General features: G+C 70.5%; 14 protein-coding genes. 12 read left to right on the forward strand and 2 right to left on the reverse strand.

Annotation, left to right across the window (positions count from 1 at the left end):
- Window positions 1-40 precede the first annotated feature (40 nt).
- Together ACYU96_RS14985 and ACYU96_RS14990 are read right to left on the reverse strand one after the other, a co-directional pair.
- Complete coding sequence (locus tag ACYU96_RS14985; RefSeq protein ID WP_460755075.1) at window positions 41-1,837, reverse strand: ParB/RepB/Spo0J family partition protein; 1,797 nt, start codon at window positions 1,835-1,837, stop codon at window positions 41-43.
- 106 nt (window positions 1,838-1,943) lie between these two features.
- On the reverse strand, window positions 1,944-2,393 hold the full coding sequence (locus ACYU96_RS14990) for a helix-turn-helix transcriptional regulator (protein WP_460755078.1): 450 nt from the start codon (window positions 2,391-2,393) through the stop codon (window positions 1,944-1,946).
- Window positions 2,394-2,843: 450 nt separating this feature from the next.
- On the opposite strand from ACYU96_RS14990, the gene ACYU96_RS14995 reads away from it, so the two are divergent.
- The 12 genes from ACYU96_RS14995 (at window position 2,844) to ACYU96_RS15050 (ending at window position 14,377) form a co-directional block, all read left to right on the forward strand.
- The gene (locus ACYU96_RS14995) at window positions 2,844-3,464 is read left to right on the forward strand and encodes a hypothetical protein (RefSeq protein WP_460755080.1); all 621 of its coding nucleotides are present in this window, start codon (window positions 2,844-2,846) and stop codon (window positions 3,462-3,464) included.
- Window positions 3,465-3,709: 245 nt separating this feature from the next.
- On the forward strand, window positions 3,710-4,459 hold the full coding sequence (locus ACYU96_RS15000; protein ID WP_460755083.1) for a hypothetical protein: 750 nt from the start codon (window positions 3,710-3,712) through the stop codon (window positions 4,457-4,459).
- An 84-nt stretch (window positions 4,460-4,543) separates the two neighbouring features.
- Window positions 4,544-5,143 (forward strand): SAF domain-containing protein, encoded by a 600-nt coding sequence (locus ACYU96_RS15005; protein WP_460755085.1) that lies wholly within the window; start codon window positions 4,544-4,546, stop codon window positions 5,141-5,143.
- Complete coding sequence (locus ACYU96_RS15010) at window positions 5,140-6,003, forward strand: hypothetical protein (protein WP_460755088.1); 864 nt, start codon at window positions 5,140-5,142, stop codon at window positions 6,001-6,003. Before ACYU96_RS15005 ends, ACYU96_RS15010 begins: the two co-directional genes overlap by 4 nt.
- Window positions 6,004-6,350: 347 nt before the next feature.
- Window positions 6,351-7,583, forward strand: coding sequence for a CpaF family protein (locus tag ACYU96_RS15015; RefSeq protein WP_460755091.1), 1,233 nt, complete (start codon window positions 6,351-6,353; stop codon window positions 7,581-7,583).
- The gene (locus tag ACYU96_RS15020; protein ID WP_460755093.1) at window positions 7,583-8,497 is read left to right on the forward strand and encodes a type II secretion system F family protein; all 915 of its coding nucleotides are present in this window, start codon (window positions 7,583-7,585) and stop codon (window positions 8,495-8,497) included. Before ACYU96_RS15015 ends, ACYU96_RS15020 begins: the two co-directional genes overlap by 1 nt.
- Window positions 8,494-9,402 carry a type II secretion system F family protein gene (locus ACYU96_RS15025; protein ID WP_460755096.1) on the forward strand — a complete coding sequence of 303 codons (909 nt, stop codon included), beginning with the start codon at window positions 8,494-8,496 and terminating at the stop codon, window positions 9,400-9,402. The genes ACYU96_RS15020 and ACYU96_RS15025 overlap by 4 nt, the downstream gene beginning before the upstream one ends.
- Before the next feature lie 105 nt (window positions 9,403-9,507).
- Window positions 9,508-9,726 (forward strand): hypothetical protein, encoded by a 219-nt coding sequence (locus ACYU96_RS15030; protein ID WP_460755099.1) that lies wholly within the window; start codon window positions 9,508-9,510, stop codon window positions 9,724-9,726.
- 1 nt (window position 9,727) lies between these two features.
- Window positions 9,728-10,204 carry a TadE/TadG family type IV pilus assembly protein gene (locus ACYU96_RS15035; RefSeq protein ID WP_460755102.1) on the forward strand — a complete coding sequence of 159 codons (477 nt, stop codon included), beginning with the start codon at window positions 9,728-9,730 and terminating at the stop codon, window positions 10,202-10,204.
- Entirely contained in the window at window positions 10,204-10,644 is a 441-nt protein-coding gene (locus tag ACYU96_RS15040) for a TadE/TadG family type IV pilus assembly protein (protein ID WP_460755873.1), read from the forward strand. Before ACYU96_RS15035 ends, ACYU96_RS15040 begins: the two co-directional genes overlap by 1 nt.
- Window positions 10,645-10,781: 137 nt before the next feature.
- Window positions 10,782-11,141 carry a pilus assembly protein gene (locus ACYU96_RS15045; RefSeq protein WP_460755105.1) on the forward strand — a complete coding sequence of 120 codons (360 nt, stop codon included), beginning with the start codon at window positions 10,782-10,784 and terminating at the stop codon, window positions 11,139-11,141.
- Window positions 11,138-14,377, forward strand: a complete 3,240-nt coding sequence (locus tag ACYU96_RS15050) for a LysM peptidoglycan-binding domain-containing protein (RefSeq protein WP_460755107.1) — start codon at window positions 11,138-11,140, stop codon at window positions 14,375-14,377. Before ACYU96_RS15045 ends, ACYU96_RS15050 begins: the two co-directional genes overlap by 4 nt.
- The last annotated feature ends 321 nt before the right edge of the window (window positions 14,378-14,698 follow it).

The following is a 14,698-nucleotide window of genomic DNA, read 5'->3' on the forward strand; positions in this document are numbered from 1 at the left end:
ACCCATCAGGAGGGTGCCCCGGCCTTCTGGTGCCGGATGGTCAGGCGGTGGCGGGTCGCGCCTTCCTGGTTGCCGGGGAGCGCTTCGGCTGCGAACGCTTGGCACCGGGCCTCACGGTGTTCCCCGCCGTGCCTGACGGCGACGCCGGCCGCGCCTTGGGCAGTCGGCGTGCCGCGACCTTGGCGACGCGCGTCGTCCCGTCCGTCGCCCTGGTCTTCGACGTGGTGGGCTTCGTCGGGGCATCGACGACGGGCTTGTCTCCGACGGCGTCGTCGCCCGTGCGGGTGGCCTCGCTGTTACCGGTCGGTGTGACCTTGCCGGTGGGCGTGGTCGTTCCGGTCGGCTTGGTCGTCGCCGGGCGGGTCGGCTTGACGGCCTCCTTCGTCTTCGTCGGCCGGGTCGCCTTGGTCGGCTGGGTGGCCTTCGTCGCCGTCTTGGCGGGGGCGGCCTTGCTCTGGCCTCGGGCGGTCTGCTCGATGTCGGCGAGGGTGTAGCCCCAGGTTTCCAGGGCGGTCAGGTAGCGGGCCTCGCTGCCGGGGTTGCGCCAGGTGAACTCGTCCAGGCGGGCCTCGATCGCGGCCAGGGCCAGGACGAGGGCGAGGTGCTGGGCGCGGGCGGGGGTGGTGCGGTCGATCATCTCGCGCAGCCGGTCGCGGTCGGTGAACCCGTCCTTGGTGGTCGCCCCAAGCCATTCGGCGGCCAGCGTCCAGCCCTTCGTGCTCGCCTTCTCCAGGGTGCGGGCTTCGGTCAGGACCGTGGTGGCGTAGAACGCGGCGGCGTCCTTGGGGGCGGTGCGCCGCTTGGCGAAGCCGGCCAGCCATCCGCGACGCACGACCTGAGCCGACCGCCACGCGGCGTTCCCTTCTCGCACCCGGGCCTTCTCGGCCCGCGCCTTCTCTGCCTCCTCGGGTGAGACCGGCTTGGCAGGCCGCCCGGAGCCCAGGGGCGTGTGCTTGTTCGCCATCCACGCGTCGCACACGAACACGGGTCTGAACGCCTCGTCGTTGTAGGAGCGGCGCACGTAGGCGGCGTGTCCGGGGCAGTCCTTGTGAGACTCAGGCGTCAGGACGGTCCCGGCAGCGTCGGTCAGGTCCGCCAGGCTGCGGACCTTCTTGTCGTCGAACTTGGGCGCCGGGATCTGGCGGACACCGGCCTCCTGCAGCGTCTTGACCACGACGACCTTCTTCGCCTCCAGCTCGCGCCGGTCGCGCAGCTGCTGGGCGACGTGGTCGAACTGGCCGGGGTTCTCCCTCGCGGTCACCGCCAGCGCCTTGACCGCCTCGGCGTCGCCGTCGAACTCCGCCACGACGGCGGCCTGCGCCAGGTCCAGGTCGTACTTGCCCTGCACGGCGGTAGCGACCTTCGACTTCGCGACGCCGAGCGCGGTCGTGACGTCGGCCTTCTTGTGACCGGTCTTCTTGGCGATCTGCGCGGCCGGGAGCCCCAGCAGAGACAACTGCTCGAACGCCGCGCCACGGTCCGCGTCACGCAACTGCAGTCGAGCGTCATTCTCGACGAGCTGATCGATGATGAGCTGCGCCTTGTCGCCGTCGTCGGACACGATGCGTGCCGGGATCGTGGCGATACCCGCCTCGATCGCGGCCAGCGTGCGCCGCTGCCCGGCACGCACCGCCAGGCTCCCGTCCCCGGCGCGCTGGACCACGATCGGGGTCTTGACCCCGTGCATCCGGATCGACTCGACGAACCCCGCGTCGAGGCCCACCTCGCGGCGCACGTTCGCCTCGATCGTCAGCGTTCGCGGGTCCAGGTGGGCGAACTCGACGTGACCCTCGGGCGGGTTGCCACCCTGCTTCTGGTTGGCGTTCTTCTCGCTCATGATGGTCGGCTCCATTCTTGCCGTTGCACTCAGGGCTGATCCCCGAGCCGTTACCACCATTCTATTTCACTATCAGCGAGAAACCGCGCCGTAAAGCATTGTAATTCTACGCTTTCGAAGCGTTATCCACAGGCCCTGCCCCGGGCTCGCGTGCTCCCTCCGGGGTGCCGCCAAGGGCGTCGAACTCCGCCCGTGTCCCGATCCGCGTACCCGGCACGCGCGCGGCGGCTCGTGCCGCCACGGCTCGCCACCAGCTGACACCGAACCGCTCCACGTTCGCGCGCTTTTCGGGCAGGGGCTCATGCTCCTGGCGGTACACGACGATCCTCGGTGCGCGCTCCGTGCGAAGCTCGGCGATCAACTGCTCCACGGTCTCGTCGGTGACGGCGGCGATGGCCGCCAGCTCTTCGCGGACTGCGACAGGGATCGGGTCCTTGCCGACTTCCCAACGTCGCACCGTGGCCTCGCGGACCGACAGCAGCCGCGCCAGATCCTCCCGCAGCAGCCCGAGCCGCTCGCGCTCCGCCCACAACTCGCTGCCCGTCATCCGCTCCATGACGGTCGATCGTAGATGCGCCTGCCGAGCCCGAACGGATGGCACGCGCGACAGCGACTTCCTGCCCATCTCAGGAATCTCATCATTCGAGCGCCGACCGTCCGCGCCTGTCATGACTGGAGGAGTTTTTCGGAGGCACCTCAGAGCGACGATCCGGGACCCGAAGCGCCATACATGGACGATTGTCCAAGAAAGCGGTCGATCGAGTTGGGGGACACCAGTCCACCAGCACCGATGCGCCCTACACAGGGTGGGGGACACCACCCTGGGGGACGTCACGGAGGACATCGGGCTGGCACTGTCAGAGCCATGCACACACGAATGCACGGCGAAGCCCGGCAACGATTTCTCTTGCGCGCCACGCGAACGGGTGTCACAAAGGTGAAGGCCCCTCACACGGATGGCGGCCCTCGCGGCATCCCCCGCTCCGCGCGAGGAAGGGAGACCCAGATGCGTCGAGGCAGGCAGGCCGGTCTCGCAGCAGCGCTGCTGTCCGTCGTCGTACTGGGCGCGTGCACTGACGCGGGCGCGGCCGACCCGACACCACCGGCCGAGACCACCGACTCCGTTTCGCCAGGCCCCGAGCCCTCGCCGAGTCCGACCTCGACGATGGACATCGCGGCCGTCAGCGCCGAGAGCCTCGTACGCGAGTTCTACCGCGTGAACGACGTCGTCCGCTCGAACCACGATGTCCCCCTCAACCGGCTCCAAGAGGTCGCCGTCGGCGCGACACTGAAGGGCTATCGGGGCCTGTACGAGCGCGAGCGCCAGGACGAGCGTCACCAGACCGGCACCACTCAGGTCGTGGACCTGGCCGTGCAGTCGGTCAGCCTGGACAACTCCGACCCGGAGGTCGGAAAGGTGCCCACGGTCGTGGTCGACGTGTGCATCGACATCCGCGACGTCGACGTCGTGGACAAGGACGGTGCGTCGATCGCAGACCCCGACCGTCCCGAGACCTTGTGGGACCGACACCACGTCGCCAACTACTCCTGGGACGACAACCTGGAGAATGGCTGGCGCGTGGTGTCCAGCGAGACCCTGGACAAGACGCCATGCGCCGCCGAATGACGCCGAGCCTCGGGCTGGTGGCCCTGGTGGCGAGCGTCGTGGTCGTGCTCAGTGCGCCGTCTGCTGAGGCCGACGTCAAGTGCCTCAAGCTGGATCCGCTCACGGGCGAATGCCTCATCTCGGCTTTCGACCCCGGTTCCCCGCCCGGTGATGGCGGTACACGCACAGGTGACGGCGGGTCTTCAGGTACGTCTGCCGAGCCGGCCGCAGATCGTCCTGGGAACTCCGGGCCGGGGAACCCGTGCTTGTACGAGCCGATCGTCAGGGGTGCGGACCACGCGAGGTTCGAGGACCCCGAGCCCGTGGACTGCTCGTTGGACGGCATGCCCTGGTCGAACCAGTGGCAGTGCTACGTGGCCCCTGCGGCTCCGCAACCGCCGGCGTCGGATGCTGTGTGGGAGGGCCGGGACCCGTCCGAGGGCGGCGCGATCTACGACTGTCACAACACCTCCGGCAGCTACATCGGCAGCGTTTGGCTGGCCAACCCGCCCGAAGCGGCCGCTGATGGACCGACCCCCGCCGAGGTGGCGCAACGCGCCGTGGAGGCCATGGGTCTTCGAGCGATCACCATTGGTTCCAGCATCGAACCGGGCGAGGTCGGGATCGTCGGGGTCCCGGTGTGGCTGTGGGTCGCTGATCCCGCCGAGTCGACGTTCGGCCCGAACACGCAGACCGCGACAGCGGGCGGGGTCAGTGTGACGGCCAGGGCGCACGTGGACCGGATCGAGTGGGAGATGGGCGAGGGAAGTTCCGTCATCTGCCACTCGCCCGGCACCCCGTGGACGCCGTCGAACGGCCTGGAGCCGTCGCCCGACTGCGGGCACACCTACCAGCGCGAGTCGGGCGGCCTGCCCGGGGGCGCGTTCACTGTCACGGCCACGTCGTACTGGGTCGTGGACTGGGAGGGAGCCGGGCAGACCGGCACCCTCACCCTCGACGGCCTGGTCGCCGAGACCGAGGTCACGATCGGAGAAGCGCAGCTTCTCGTGCAATGACAGCGCGCCTGACAGGGGGAAGCGCAGATGACCACGACAGCAGCTGAGGGAACGACGCCGGTTCCGGTGCCACAAGTACCGGTTGTGCCTCCGCCGAAGCTCCGACGACGACGCTGGCTGACCGGTGCGGCGATCCTCGCCTTCGCCGTCGGCGGCGGGCTGGGAGCCGTGGCGTGGACGACGGCGTCCACCAGCGACCAGGTGCTCGTGGCGGCCCAGGGGATCGAGCGAGGCGAGCAGATCACGGCATCCGATTTGACGCGTGCAAGTCTCAACCCCGACCCCTCGGTTGCCACCATTCCAGCCGGCCAGCTCCAGGACGTCGTCGGGCAGCGGGCTGCCGTCAGCATCCCGGCCGGATCGCTCCTGGCCCCTGGGGCGGTCACGAGCGACCTGGTGCCGTCGGCCGGGCGGGCGGTCGTCGGCGTCGTGCTGCCCGCCCCTGTCGCGCCGGGCACTGCCCTGCATCCCGGGGACGAGGTGCGCGTGATCGTCACCCCGTCCGGTGGCGAGGGTGAGCCGGCCCTGCACGAGGCGAGCGTGGTCGCCGTGCACGCCGACCCGACCGGGCAGGCCGGTGTCGTGGTCGACGTCGAACTCCCCGAGCTGGAAGCAACAGCTCTGGCGACGGATCTGGCCACGGGGACCGCGACCGTCGTCCTGGGTTCGCGGGAGGCATCATGAGCGTCATCGCCCTGTGCTCGGCCTCGGGTGCCCCGGGGGTGACGACGACCGCCGTCGGGCTGGCGCTGCTGTGGCCTCGGCCGGTGCTGCTGGTGGAGGCAGATCCCGCCGGGGGCAGCATCCTGGCCGGATGGTTCCGGGGACAACGCGAGTACACGCACGGGCTGCTCGACCTGGCGTTCACCGCGCTACCCGTGGATGACGCGCTGCGCGACGTCGCCCAGCCGCTGTGGCAGCCCGCGGACGGACCGGGTCCTGCCCTCGATGCAGCGGTGAGCGAAGCGCGCTTCGTCGCTGGCCTGCGGTCCCACGCCCAGGCCGCGGCGCTGCGCGACCTGTGGCAGCCACTGGCCGACGCGCTCGCGGGCCTCGAGGAGACGGGGCAGGACGTGATCGTGGACGCCGGCCGCCTCGGCCATCCCGGCCCACGTCGCTTGCTATCGGCGGCGGACCTGACACTGCTGGTCACCACCGGGAGGCTGCCTGCCCTGGCGCATGCGCGCGGCTGGGTCGACACGGTCACGGCCGCCGACGGTGGATCCCTGGGCGAGGCGGCGCCGTGGCCGCATCAGGGGGTGCTGCTGATCGGTGCCGGGGATCCGTACCCGGCACGGGAAGTGTCGAAGGTTCTGGGTCTGCCGGTCGTGGCTGGGATCGCGCGCGATCCCGATGGTGCGGCGGTCTATTCCGACGGAGCGCGCCCGCCGCGCCGGTTCGCCAACGGCTCGTACGTGCGCTCGCTACGCGCCGCAGCTGCCGGCCTGATCGACCGTGTCGAAGCCGACCGCCGCGTACTCGGCCGCCCCCGGCTGGTACCGCCGGCCGTACGTGAGGTGTTCGCCCAGGGAGGTCCGCGATGACGGCCGAGGACCTCCGCACCACATCCGGCGAGCGGCCGACGTCCGAGACCAGTTCCGCTGGAAGCTCTGACGCGAGCCCTGCCTCGCTGCCGTACTTCCTGCAGTCGGCATCCCACGAGACGACACCGCGGGCCGCGCCCGCTGTTCGACGGAACCCTTGGGTCGGCCCTGGCCTGTCCGACGACGGCGACGTGGGCCGCCGGCAGAAGGCGGCAGGTCCGGTCGTCATGTCTGGTGGGGTGGCACTGCCGTCCCGTGCGGTTCTATCGGTCGACTGGGCGCTGGTGGCCGAGTTGCGCACGCAGGCGTCCGGGCGGTTGTCCGCAGCCGCGGGCGCGGACAGGGGCATGTCGGAGGAGAGTCAGGAGGAGTTCGGCCGCACGGTCATTCTGGACTTGATCGAAGCGCACCTGGCCGAGCAGGCCGCCGCCGGCATCCCGGCCATGCCACAACCTGCGCAGCGGGAGCTCGCGGGCGCAGTGTTCGACAGCCTGTTCCGGCTCGGGCGCCTGCAGCCGCTGGTGGACCTCGAGCAGGTGGAGAACATCCGGATCACCGGAAGTGAACCGGTGATCCTTCAGCTGCCCGACGGGAGCGAAGTGGCCGGGCCGCCGGTGGCGGACTCCGACCAGGAGCTGATCGACTTCCTGGTGTTCGTGGCCTCGCGTTCCCAGGTCAACGCCCGCCCGTTCAGCCAGGCCCATCCCTACCTTGACCTGCGTCTGGACGGTGGGGCGCGCCTGACGGCCTGCGCGTGGGTGACCCACCGCCCACAAGTGGTCATCCGTCGTCACCGGCTCGTGAAGGTGACGCTGGAGGATCTGGTCGGCCTGGACATGCTCTCCCCGGTCGCATCGTCGTTCCTGGCCGCTGCCGTGCGGGCGCGCAAGTCGATCGTGGTCTCCGGAGCGGCTGGGGCGGGCAAGACCACACTGGTGCGCGCCCTGTGCCACGAGATCGGCGCGGCCGAGCATGTGGGCACGTTCGAGACGGAGTACGAACTGCACCTGAACGAGCTGCGCGACAACGTGATCGCCTGGGAAGGTCGCCCCGGGTCTGGGGAACGCACCAGCGACGGTGGTACGGCCGGGGAGTCAACCATCGACGAGGCCCTGTACCGGTCCTTCCGGTACGGCCTGTCCCGGCAGATCGTCGGCGAGGTCCGCGGCGCGGAGATCTGGGCCATGATCAAAACAATGGAATCCGGCACCGGCTCCCTGTCCACGACCCACTCCACCGACGCGGTCGCGGCCATCCGCAAACTCACCACGTGCGCCATGGAGGCCGGCTCCCACGTCACCCACGAACTGGCCACCTCCAAGCTCGCGGCCACGATCGACCTGGTCGTGCACATCGACCTGTCCTACGACCCCGGCGCCACCGGGCCGCGGCGTCAGGTCACCGAGATCGTCGCGGTCGACCCGGGCGAGCACGCCACCGGATTCGCCACCACCCACGTCTTCGCACCTGACCAGCACGGGGCCGCCCTCCCGGCCGTGCTGCCGGACACGTACCGGGAACTTGTCGGGCACGGGTTCGACCTGGCCGGATTTGTGGCCCGCTCGCAGGGAGCGCGCTGATGCTCGCCGCGACTCTCGCCGGCGGGTTCCTCGCCGTCGGACTCCTGCTCGCCGTCGCCGCCGTGCGAGGTATCCCGGCCGACCAGGACGGTCCGAGCCTTCGGCGGCGCCGGTCATCTCGCCCGCGCATCTCGCGTCGTACCGCCCTGCTGCTGGCCGCGGGACTGGTTGCCGGAATCCTGGGGTGGCTGATCACGGGTTGGGTACTGCTCATTCTGGCCGGGCCAGCCGCCAGCGTGGTCGTGCCAGCGTTGCTGTCCGGGCGGGACGCGGCCGAGCGGATCGCCCGGGTGGAAGCGATGTCGGAGTGGACCCGGTCCCTCGCCGGGGTACTGACCGTGGGGGTCGGGCTCGAGCAAGCACTGGTCGCCTCACAGCGGTCCGCTCCCCCAGCCATCGCCCCGGAAGTCGGGCGCCTGGTGGCCCGACTGCATGCGCGCTGGCCTGCCGAGGCCGCGATCCGTACGTTCGCCGACGACCTGGACGACGCCACCGGAGACCTCATCGCCGCCAACCTGCTCCTGGCCGCCCGACGGCGCGGCGCCGGACTGTCCGCGGTCCTGGAGTCCCTGGCGGACTCGGTCGCCGCCGAGGTCCGTGGTCGTCGCCAGGTCGAGGCCGACCGCGCCAAACCCCGCGCGGCCGCACGCTGGACCACCATCATCTCCGCCGCCGTCCTGACCATCCTGGCCCTCACCGGCACCTACACCGACCCATATCGCACCCCGCTCGGGCAGGTGATCCTGGTGGTGCTGCTGGCCGGGTACGTGGCGGTCCTGGTGTGGATGAACCGCATGGCCCGCGGCACACCTCCGCCTCGCCTGCTGAGCGAAGACCGCCCGCACGGAAGCGTGTCGGCGTCCCGGCCCGGCGCCGTGACGCGATCCCTGGCACGAGTACAGGGGGCATCATGACGGGATTGCAGGTGGCGCTGCTGAGCGGCGGGCTGATCGGTCTCGGCGTGGTGCTGGTGGTGGCGCGGCTGATTCCAGCGCGCCCCGACGCCGCCGATGTGGTGGCCAGGGTGGGGCCCACCCGGGCTTCGGGACCATCGAGCAGGACCGGGCCGGTGACGCCGTCGGGCAGCCTGGAACGAGCCGGGGCATGGGCGCTGCGCACGCTCCCCGACGGCGTGTGGACGCGCACCCCGCGGCGGGAGCTGGCGCTGCTGGGCACGCCGCTGACCCGGTACTGCGGGGAGAAGGTCGCCTACGTCCTCATGGGCCTGGTCGCCGGACCGAGCCTGGTCGCCATCGTGACCGTGCTAGGCCTGGACCTCCCGTTCGTCGTGCCCGCCGTCGCGTCGCTTGCGTTGGCCGGGGTGCTGTTCTTCATCCCTGACTACAACGCCATCGAGGACGCCAAGACCGCCCGGACACAGTACCGGCGGGCACTGACCGCCTACGCCGACCTCGTGGCGCTCGAACGCGCCGGCGGGTCCGGGGTACGCCAGGCCATGGAGAACGCCGCGGCCGTCGCGGACGCGCCGCTGTTCGACCGGCTCGCCGAGGAACTGGCGCGCTCACGCTGGTCGGGCATGCCGCCGTGGGACGCCCTGGAGGCCCTGGCCGACGAACTGGGCCTGCCAGAGCTGAACGATTTGGCCGGGATCTTGCGCCTGTCCGGCACCGAGTCCACCGCGATCTACGAGTCCCTGCGCGCGCGCTCGTCCGCGATGCGCACCGCGATCATCAACGACGACCTGGCCGCGGCCAACGCCGTCGGGGAGCGCCTGTCGCTGCCAGCCTCCGCGCTCGTGATCGTGTTCATGGCCCTGCTCGTCGCACCGTCCGTCCTGCGGCTCCTGGGACACACCTGAACCCCGGGAAGACTCGCACACCACGCCGCATCACCGACCGGAGAGGAGGACGTTCTGTCAGGCCACCGCCGTGAGAATTCCCATCGCTGGAAAGGACCCCATTCCATGTTTCCTCTTCTGTACGCCACCCTGACCCTCGCTTCCACCCACGCCGCCGAACGAGTCCACCAGGCCGTGCGCCGCGCGGCGGGTGAGCGCGGCGGCGTGTCGATCGAGGCCGTCGCGATCACCGTCGGGCTGCTCGTCATCGCCGGCGTAGTGCTGGCCGCGATGAACACGTTCGTCGAGGCCGAGACCGGCCGCATCCTCAGCCCCAACGACTGACATGCACCCCACGTACACCAGCGACCGACCGCACACCCTCACCTCCCGCGCCCCCCGACGGTCCAGGTTGCGGCAGGGCGAGGCGGGGTCGACGTCGATCGAGATCGTCGTCATCTTGCCGGTCCTGTTCGGCCTGATCTTCGCCGGTGTCCAAGTCGCCCTCATCCACCACGCCCGCTCGATCGCGCTGAGCGCTGCTGCTCAAGGTGCCCGGGCCGCGGGCGCAGAGTCCGGCACGGCACCGGCGGGGGAAGCAGCCGCACGGGCCTACCTCGAAGCGGTCGGCGGCGACGCACTCACCGCCACCACGGCGCACGGTGACCGGGACGCGGCCGAGGCGAGCGTCACGGTCTCGGGAACCGCGCTCTCCGTGATTCCCGGGTGGGAGCCACGCGTGGAACAGAGCTCCACGGTTCCCGTCGAGCGGCTCACCGTGATCCCTCCTGAACTCGCGGGAATCGAGGGAGGCAGCCCATGATGCGACGCCCTCCCCCACGGTGCCGAGCCTGCGAGGCCGGATCGGCATCGATCGAGGCCGCCGTGCTCCTGCCGGCAATCGGGCTGCTGGTCCTGCTGGTCACGCTCGGCGCCCGCGTGGCAATCGCGGAACAGTCGATCCAGACCGTCGCCGCGGAAGCCGCACGGGCAGCCTCCATCGCCCGCACACCTGCAGCCGCCGAGCACGACGCGGCTACGGCCGCCGCCGCTTCGCTCGCTGGCCAAGACCTCGAGTGCGCCGAGACCTCCACGCTCGTCGACACCAGCCAGGTCGCCCAAGCCCCCGGAGTGCCCTCACTCGTGTCAGTCACGGTCACCTGCGTCGTGCGGCTGGCCGACCTCGGCATGCCAGCCGTCACCGACCACACGATTTCCGCCACCATGACCAGCCCCGTGGACCAGTGGGTGAGCAAACCATGAACCACACCTCCCGCCGACGTCTCGCTCGTCCCTCGCGCAGTGCGGCGCGAGGAAATGTCGCCTCGCTCCCTTCGCAAGCACACGCCGGGCACAGCGAGTCCGGCTCGGTCTCAGCCTGGACCGTGGTGATTTCAGGCGTGCTGATCGTCTCGGCAGGACTCGCCGTCGACCTCGGCGGGCAAGCCACCGCACACCAACGCGCCTACGACCTCGCCGCCCAAGCAGCCCGCACCGGCGGACAAGCCATCGCCGCAACCGCCGCCGGAGGCGATGAGCTCGCCCTCGACCCGTCCGCAGCCCTCACGGCCGCTGACGGTTACCTGAGGGCGGCAGGCGCCGACGGGCACGCCACCGTCACCGGCCCGGCGACAGTCAGCGTCACTGTCACAGAGACATACGAGCCGGTCCTGCTCAGCATCCTTGGCATCGACACACTCACCGCGACAGCGACCGCCGACGTACGCCTGGTGCGATCCGTGGGAGGAAGCGAGAGATGACCACCACTGAATACGCCGCCCCGAGCACCCATCACCGGCTCGGTGGGCTGCTGGCTGCCGCAGGGCTCCTCGCGCTGGTGGCCGGCGTGCCCGTCCTCCTGGTCGCCGTCGGCCGCCTGTTCTGGCTCGGCGATCTGACGTGGACCTCCTTCGAGCTCCTGGTGACCAGCCCGGACGACGGGACGCTGCTACTGATGGCCATGATCGTGACCGGCTGGGCGGTCTGGGCCTGGCTCACCGCCGCCGTCGGCATCGAAGCCGTCGCCCGACTACGGAACGTCCGCGCACCCAGGATCCCCGCACTGCCGCAGGGCTTCGCCGCTCGCGCGCTCGGAGCGGCCTGGGCGGTCGGCGCCGGTGCCCTCACCGCATCACAGGCCGCAGCCGCCCCCACCATGGCAACCTTCGCCGCCTCTACATCCCCGATCGATGCGACGGCGACCGGTGACGCGGCAGCTCTCGACGGAACCGACGCCGGTGGCAACGCCGAGACGGCCACCGACACCAGCACGCCGTCGTCGACGAACGAGTACGTCGTAGCTCGCGGCGACAGCCTCTGGAAGATCGCCGACCGGCTCTGGAGCGACGGAACCCGCTGGCGCGAGATCTTCGACCTCAACCAGAACCGGCTCGGCCAGCCCGACTTCATCCTGCCCGGCACCCGGCTCCAGATCCCCACCCCGACCGAGCCCAGTCCCCCGGCCCAGCCGGACATCAAGACCTACACCGTCCAGCACGGCGACACCCTCACCGGGATCGCCCGCGATATGCTCGGCGACCCGAACCGCTACCCAGACATCGTCGCCGCCTCCAAGAACACCACGCAGCCAGACGGCCGCCGGCTCACCGACCCCGACCACATCGAACCCGGTTGGACGCTGACCATCCCCGCGCCCGACGGCGGCGTCGAACCCACCTCCTACGAGCCTCCGAGCGACTCGCCCAAGACCGATCGCACCTCGAGCCCCGTCGAGATCAGGCAACCCGCCGAGGATGCCCCCGCTGACCAAGCGGGTCCGTCGAACACCGCGCCGGACACGCCCTGGAGCAAGCCGCACACAACAGCCCCGGACCGCACTCCGGCCGACACCAGCGGGCCTGAGACCGAGCCGGCGCAGCGTGGTGCTCGCGACGCAGCAGAAGAGGAGTCCGAGCTCGACGTTCCGGGTGCGCTCGTGCCCGGGCTGACCGGTGCTGGCGCGATCCTGGCCGCCGGGCTATGGCTCTCTCTGCGACGCAAACGCGCCCTCCAGCTCCGTTACCGGCGTCCCGGCCGAGCTATCCAGCCCGGCCTGTCCACACCGCTCCCGGTCGAGCACACCCTGCGCGCCTCGGGCGCGCCAGTCCTGCCCGACGTCGAACGCCTCGACCGGCTACTGCTCGCCCTGGCCGGAGTCACCGAAGACACCACCACGCCCCGCCCGCCACTGACCGCTGTCGAACTCACGGAGGCCGACGCGATCCTGCATTTCGCCGAGCCCGTCGACCTCCCCGAGCCCTGGACCGGCCAGAACACCCGCTGGACCACGTCCCTGGCCACGGCCGACGATCTACCGCACCACCTGCCCGGCTACCGCCCCTACCCAATGCTGGCCACACTCGGGCAGGACGAAGCCGGACACCTCTGGCTCCTGGACCTTGAGCGCACCCGCCACCTGCTCGTGACCGGTGATCCCGACCAGGCCACCGACCTCGCACGCGCGATCGCGGCCGAACTCGCCGTCAACCCCTGGACTCAGAACCTCGCGTGTCACCTGGTCGGCTTCGACCACGCACCGACGAACCTCGGCTTCGACGCCACCCTCCACTCCCACGATCCTGCCGATCGGACATGGATCGACCAGATCACCGAGAACGTCCAGTGGCACTACGACGCCACCGGTGACGACCGCGAGGAATTCCACGCCGTGATCGCCACCGGTAGAGCCGCATCAACACCCGCGATCGCCAGCCTCGCCACGGCCCTTGGGGAGCATCCCGGACGGCCCGGCGGGGTGGTCATCACGATCGGTGCCACCCCCGATCCGGGCGACACCGTCGCCCACGTCACCGCTGGGCGCGTACGGTACGCCCCGCTCGGCCTCGACCTGACCTCGACCGGCCTGACCGAAGCCGAACTTGCCGCCGCCACCGCCATCGCCTCGCTCACACAGAAGACGTTCGAGGACGTACCCATGCCTGTCGGGGAGGCCGCCGACGGCCCTCCGGTCACCGACGTCGCCGGTGCCCCTGCGCCCGCCGTCGTCGAACCTCGGCCCGAGACCCCTGACGAGCCCGCTGGTCCTCGGTCGATCCTGCCCGCGCCCGGCGCTGAGTACGAGGCCACCGGGGTGACCGATGCCGAGGAGCTCGACCGCATCGCTCCCATCGTGGCGTCCAATACCGCCGAGACCATGGCCGGGAGCGATCCGCAGCTGAACGACGACGTCGACGAGTGGCTCGGTGGCCGGATCATCCGCCCACGCCTCATGCTCCTGGGACCGGTCGCTCTGCACGTCGCCGGCGGCGTGACGGAGGACGCCGCCCGCCACAAGGCGCGCCTGATCGAATACGCCACCTACCTGTGGCACCACCCCCACGGCACCGCCACCGAACGACTCTCCGATGCCCTCGGCATTACTCCATCACGCATCCGCAAGGACATCGGCGACCTGCGCAAATGGCTCGGTAACAACCCCCGTACCGGGCAGCCCCGTGTCCCCTCAGCCCGCCAGGGGGACACCTACCGCGACACCGGGAACACCGGCTACCAGATCCACGACCTCCTGGTCGACGCCGACCTCCTGCTCCGCCTGCGCAAGCGCGCACACGCCCGCGGAGCCGACGGAATCACCGACCTCCACACTGCACTCCGCCTCGTCCGCGGCCGTCCCTACGACATGCTCCGCACCCACGGCTGGTCATGGCTCCTCGACGGCGAACGCCACGACCTCACCCTCACCCACGCCATCACCGACATCGCCCACACCGTCTATCTGCAGGCCATACACGACGGCGACCACGACCTCGCACGCCACGCCTGCAACGTCGGCCTCACGGCTGTTCCCGAAGACGAGATACTCCGGCTCGACCTCGCCAACCTCGAGAACACACTCGGACATACCGACGCCGCCGAACGGATCGTCCGCGACGACATCGAAGGCTGGGAACACCACGGACTTGCTGGCACCGACCTACCCGCGCGCACCAGCCAGGCGCTGAGTCGCAGACGGGGCACGTGGGACGCCATGGAGTAAAGCTCGGGGCGTTAGGGGGTACTCGCTCGTGCAGGCGACCATGCGCGGCAGCAGCGCCAAGGAGCGTATGGCCCGCCACGCTGCAGCCTTTAAGTGCAGCGGTCGGCCGCTAGGTTCCTACTGCACTCGGGCCACCCGGCCCGGCAGTCCGAGGGAATTACAGGTGATCAGGGCCGAGCCACTACGGTATCGACATGGCCGACGTCCCAGCCTCGAGCTCGGGGCCCCCTGCATCGGCGGACCCAGGGACTAGGGCGACATCGGGGTCGTCGGTTGCCGGGCTCTTCCTGTACTTGGCAGGGCTCGCGACCGCGACCGTGG

It is taken from the genome of Myceligenerans cantabricum (assembly GCF_054777735.1).

Excerpts from the sequence above, each read along its gene's own strand:
- ACYU96_RS14985 (WP_460755075.1), bottom strand. The coding sequence starts at position 1,837 with ATGAGCGAGAAGAACGCCAACCAGAAGCAGGGTGGCAACCCGCCCGAG.
- ACYU96_RS14990 (WP_460755078.1), bottom strand. The coding sequence starts at position 2,393 with ATGGAGCGGATGACGGGCAGCGAGTTGTGGGCGGAGCGCGAGCGGCTC.
- ACYU96_RS14995 (WP_460755080.1), top strand. The coding sequence starts at position 2,844 with ATGCGTCGAGGCAGGCAGGCCGGTCTCGCAGCAGCGCTGCTGTCCGTC.
- ACYU96_RS15010 (WP_460755088.1), top strand. The coding sequence starts at position 5,140 with ATGAGCGTCATCGCCCTGTGCTCGGCCTCGGGTGCCCCGGGGGTGACG.
- ACYU96_RS15015 (WP_460755091.1), top strand. The coding sequence starts at position 6,351 with ATGTCGGAGGAGAGTCAGGAGGAGTTCGGCCGCACGGTCATTCTGGAC.
- ACYU96_RS15020 (WP_460755093.1), top strand. The coding sequence starts at position 7,583 with ATGCTCGCCGCGACTCTCGCCGGCGGGTTCCTCGCCGTCGGACTCCTG.
- ACYU96_RS15025 (WP_460755096.1), top strand. The coding sequence starts at position 8,494 with ATGACGGGATTGCAGGTGGCGCTGCTGAGCGGCGGGCTGATCGGTCTC.
- ACYU96_RS15030 (WP_460755099.1), top strand. The coding sequence starts at position 9,508 with ATGTTTCCTCTTCTGTACGCCACCCTGACCCTCGCTTCCACCCACGCC.
- ACYU96_RS15035 (WP_460755102.1), top strand. The coding sequence starts at position 9,728 with ATGCACCCCACGTACACCAGCGACCGACCGCACACCCTCACCTCCCGC.
- ACYU96_RS15040 (WP_460755873.1), top strand. The coding sequence starts at position 10,204 with ATGCGACGCCCTCCCCCACGGTGCCGAGCCTGCGAGGCCGGATCGGCA.
- ACYU96_RS15050 (WP_460755107.1), top strand. The coding sequence starts at position 11,138 with ATGACCACCACTGAATACGCCGCCCCGAGCACCCATCACCGGCTCGGT.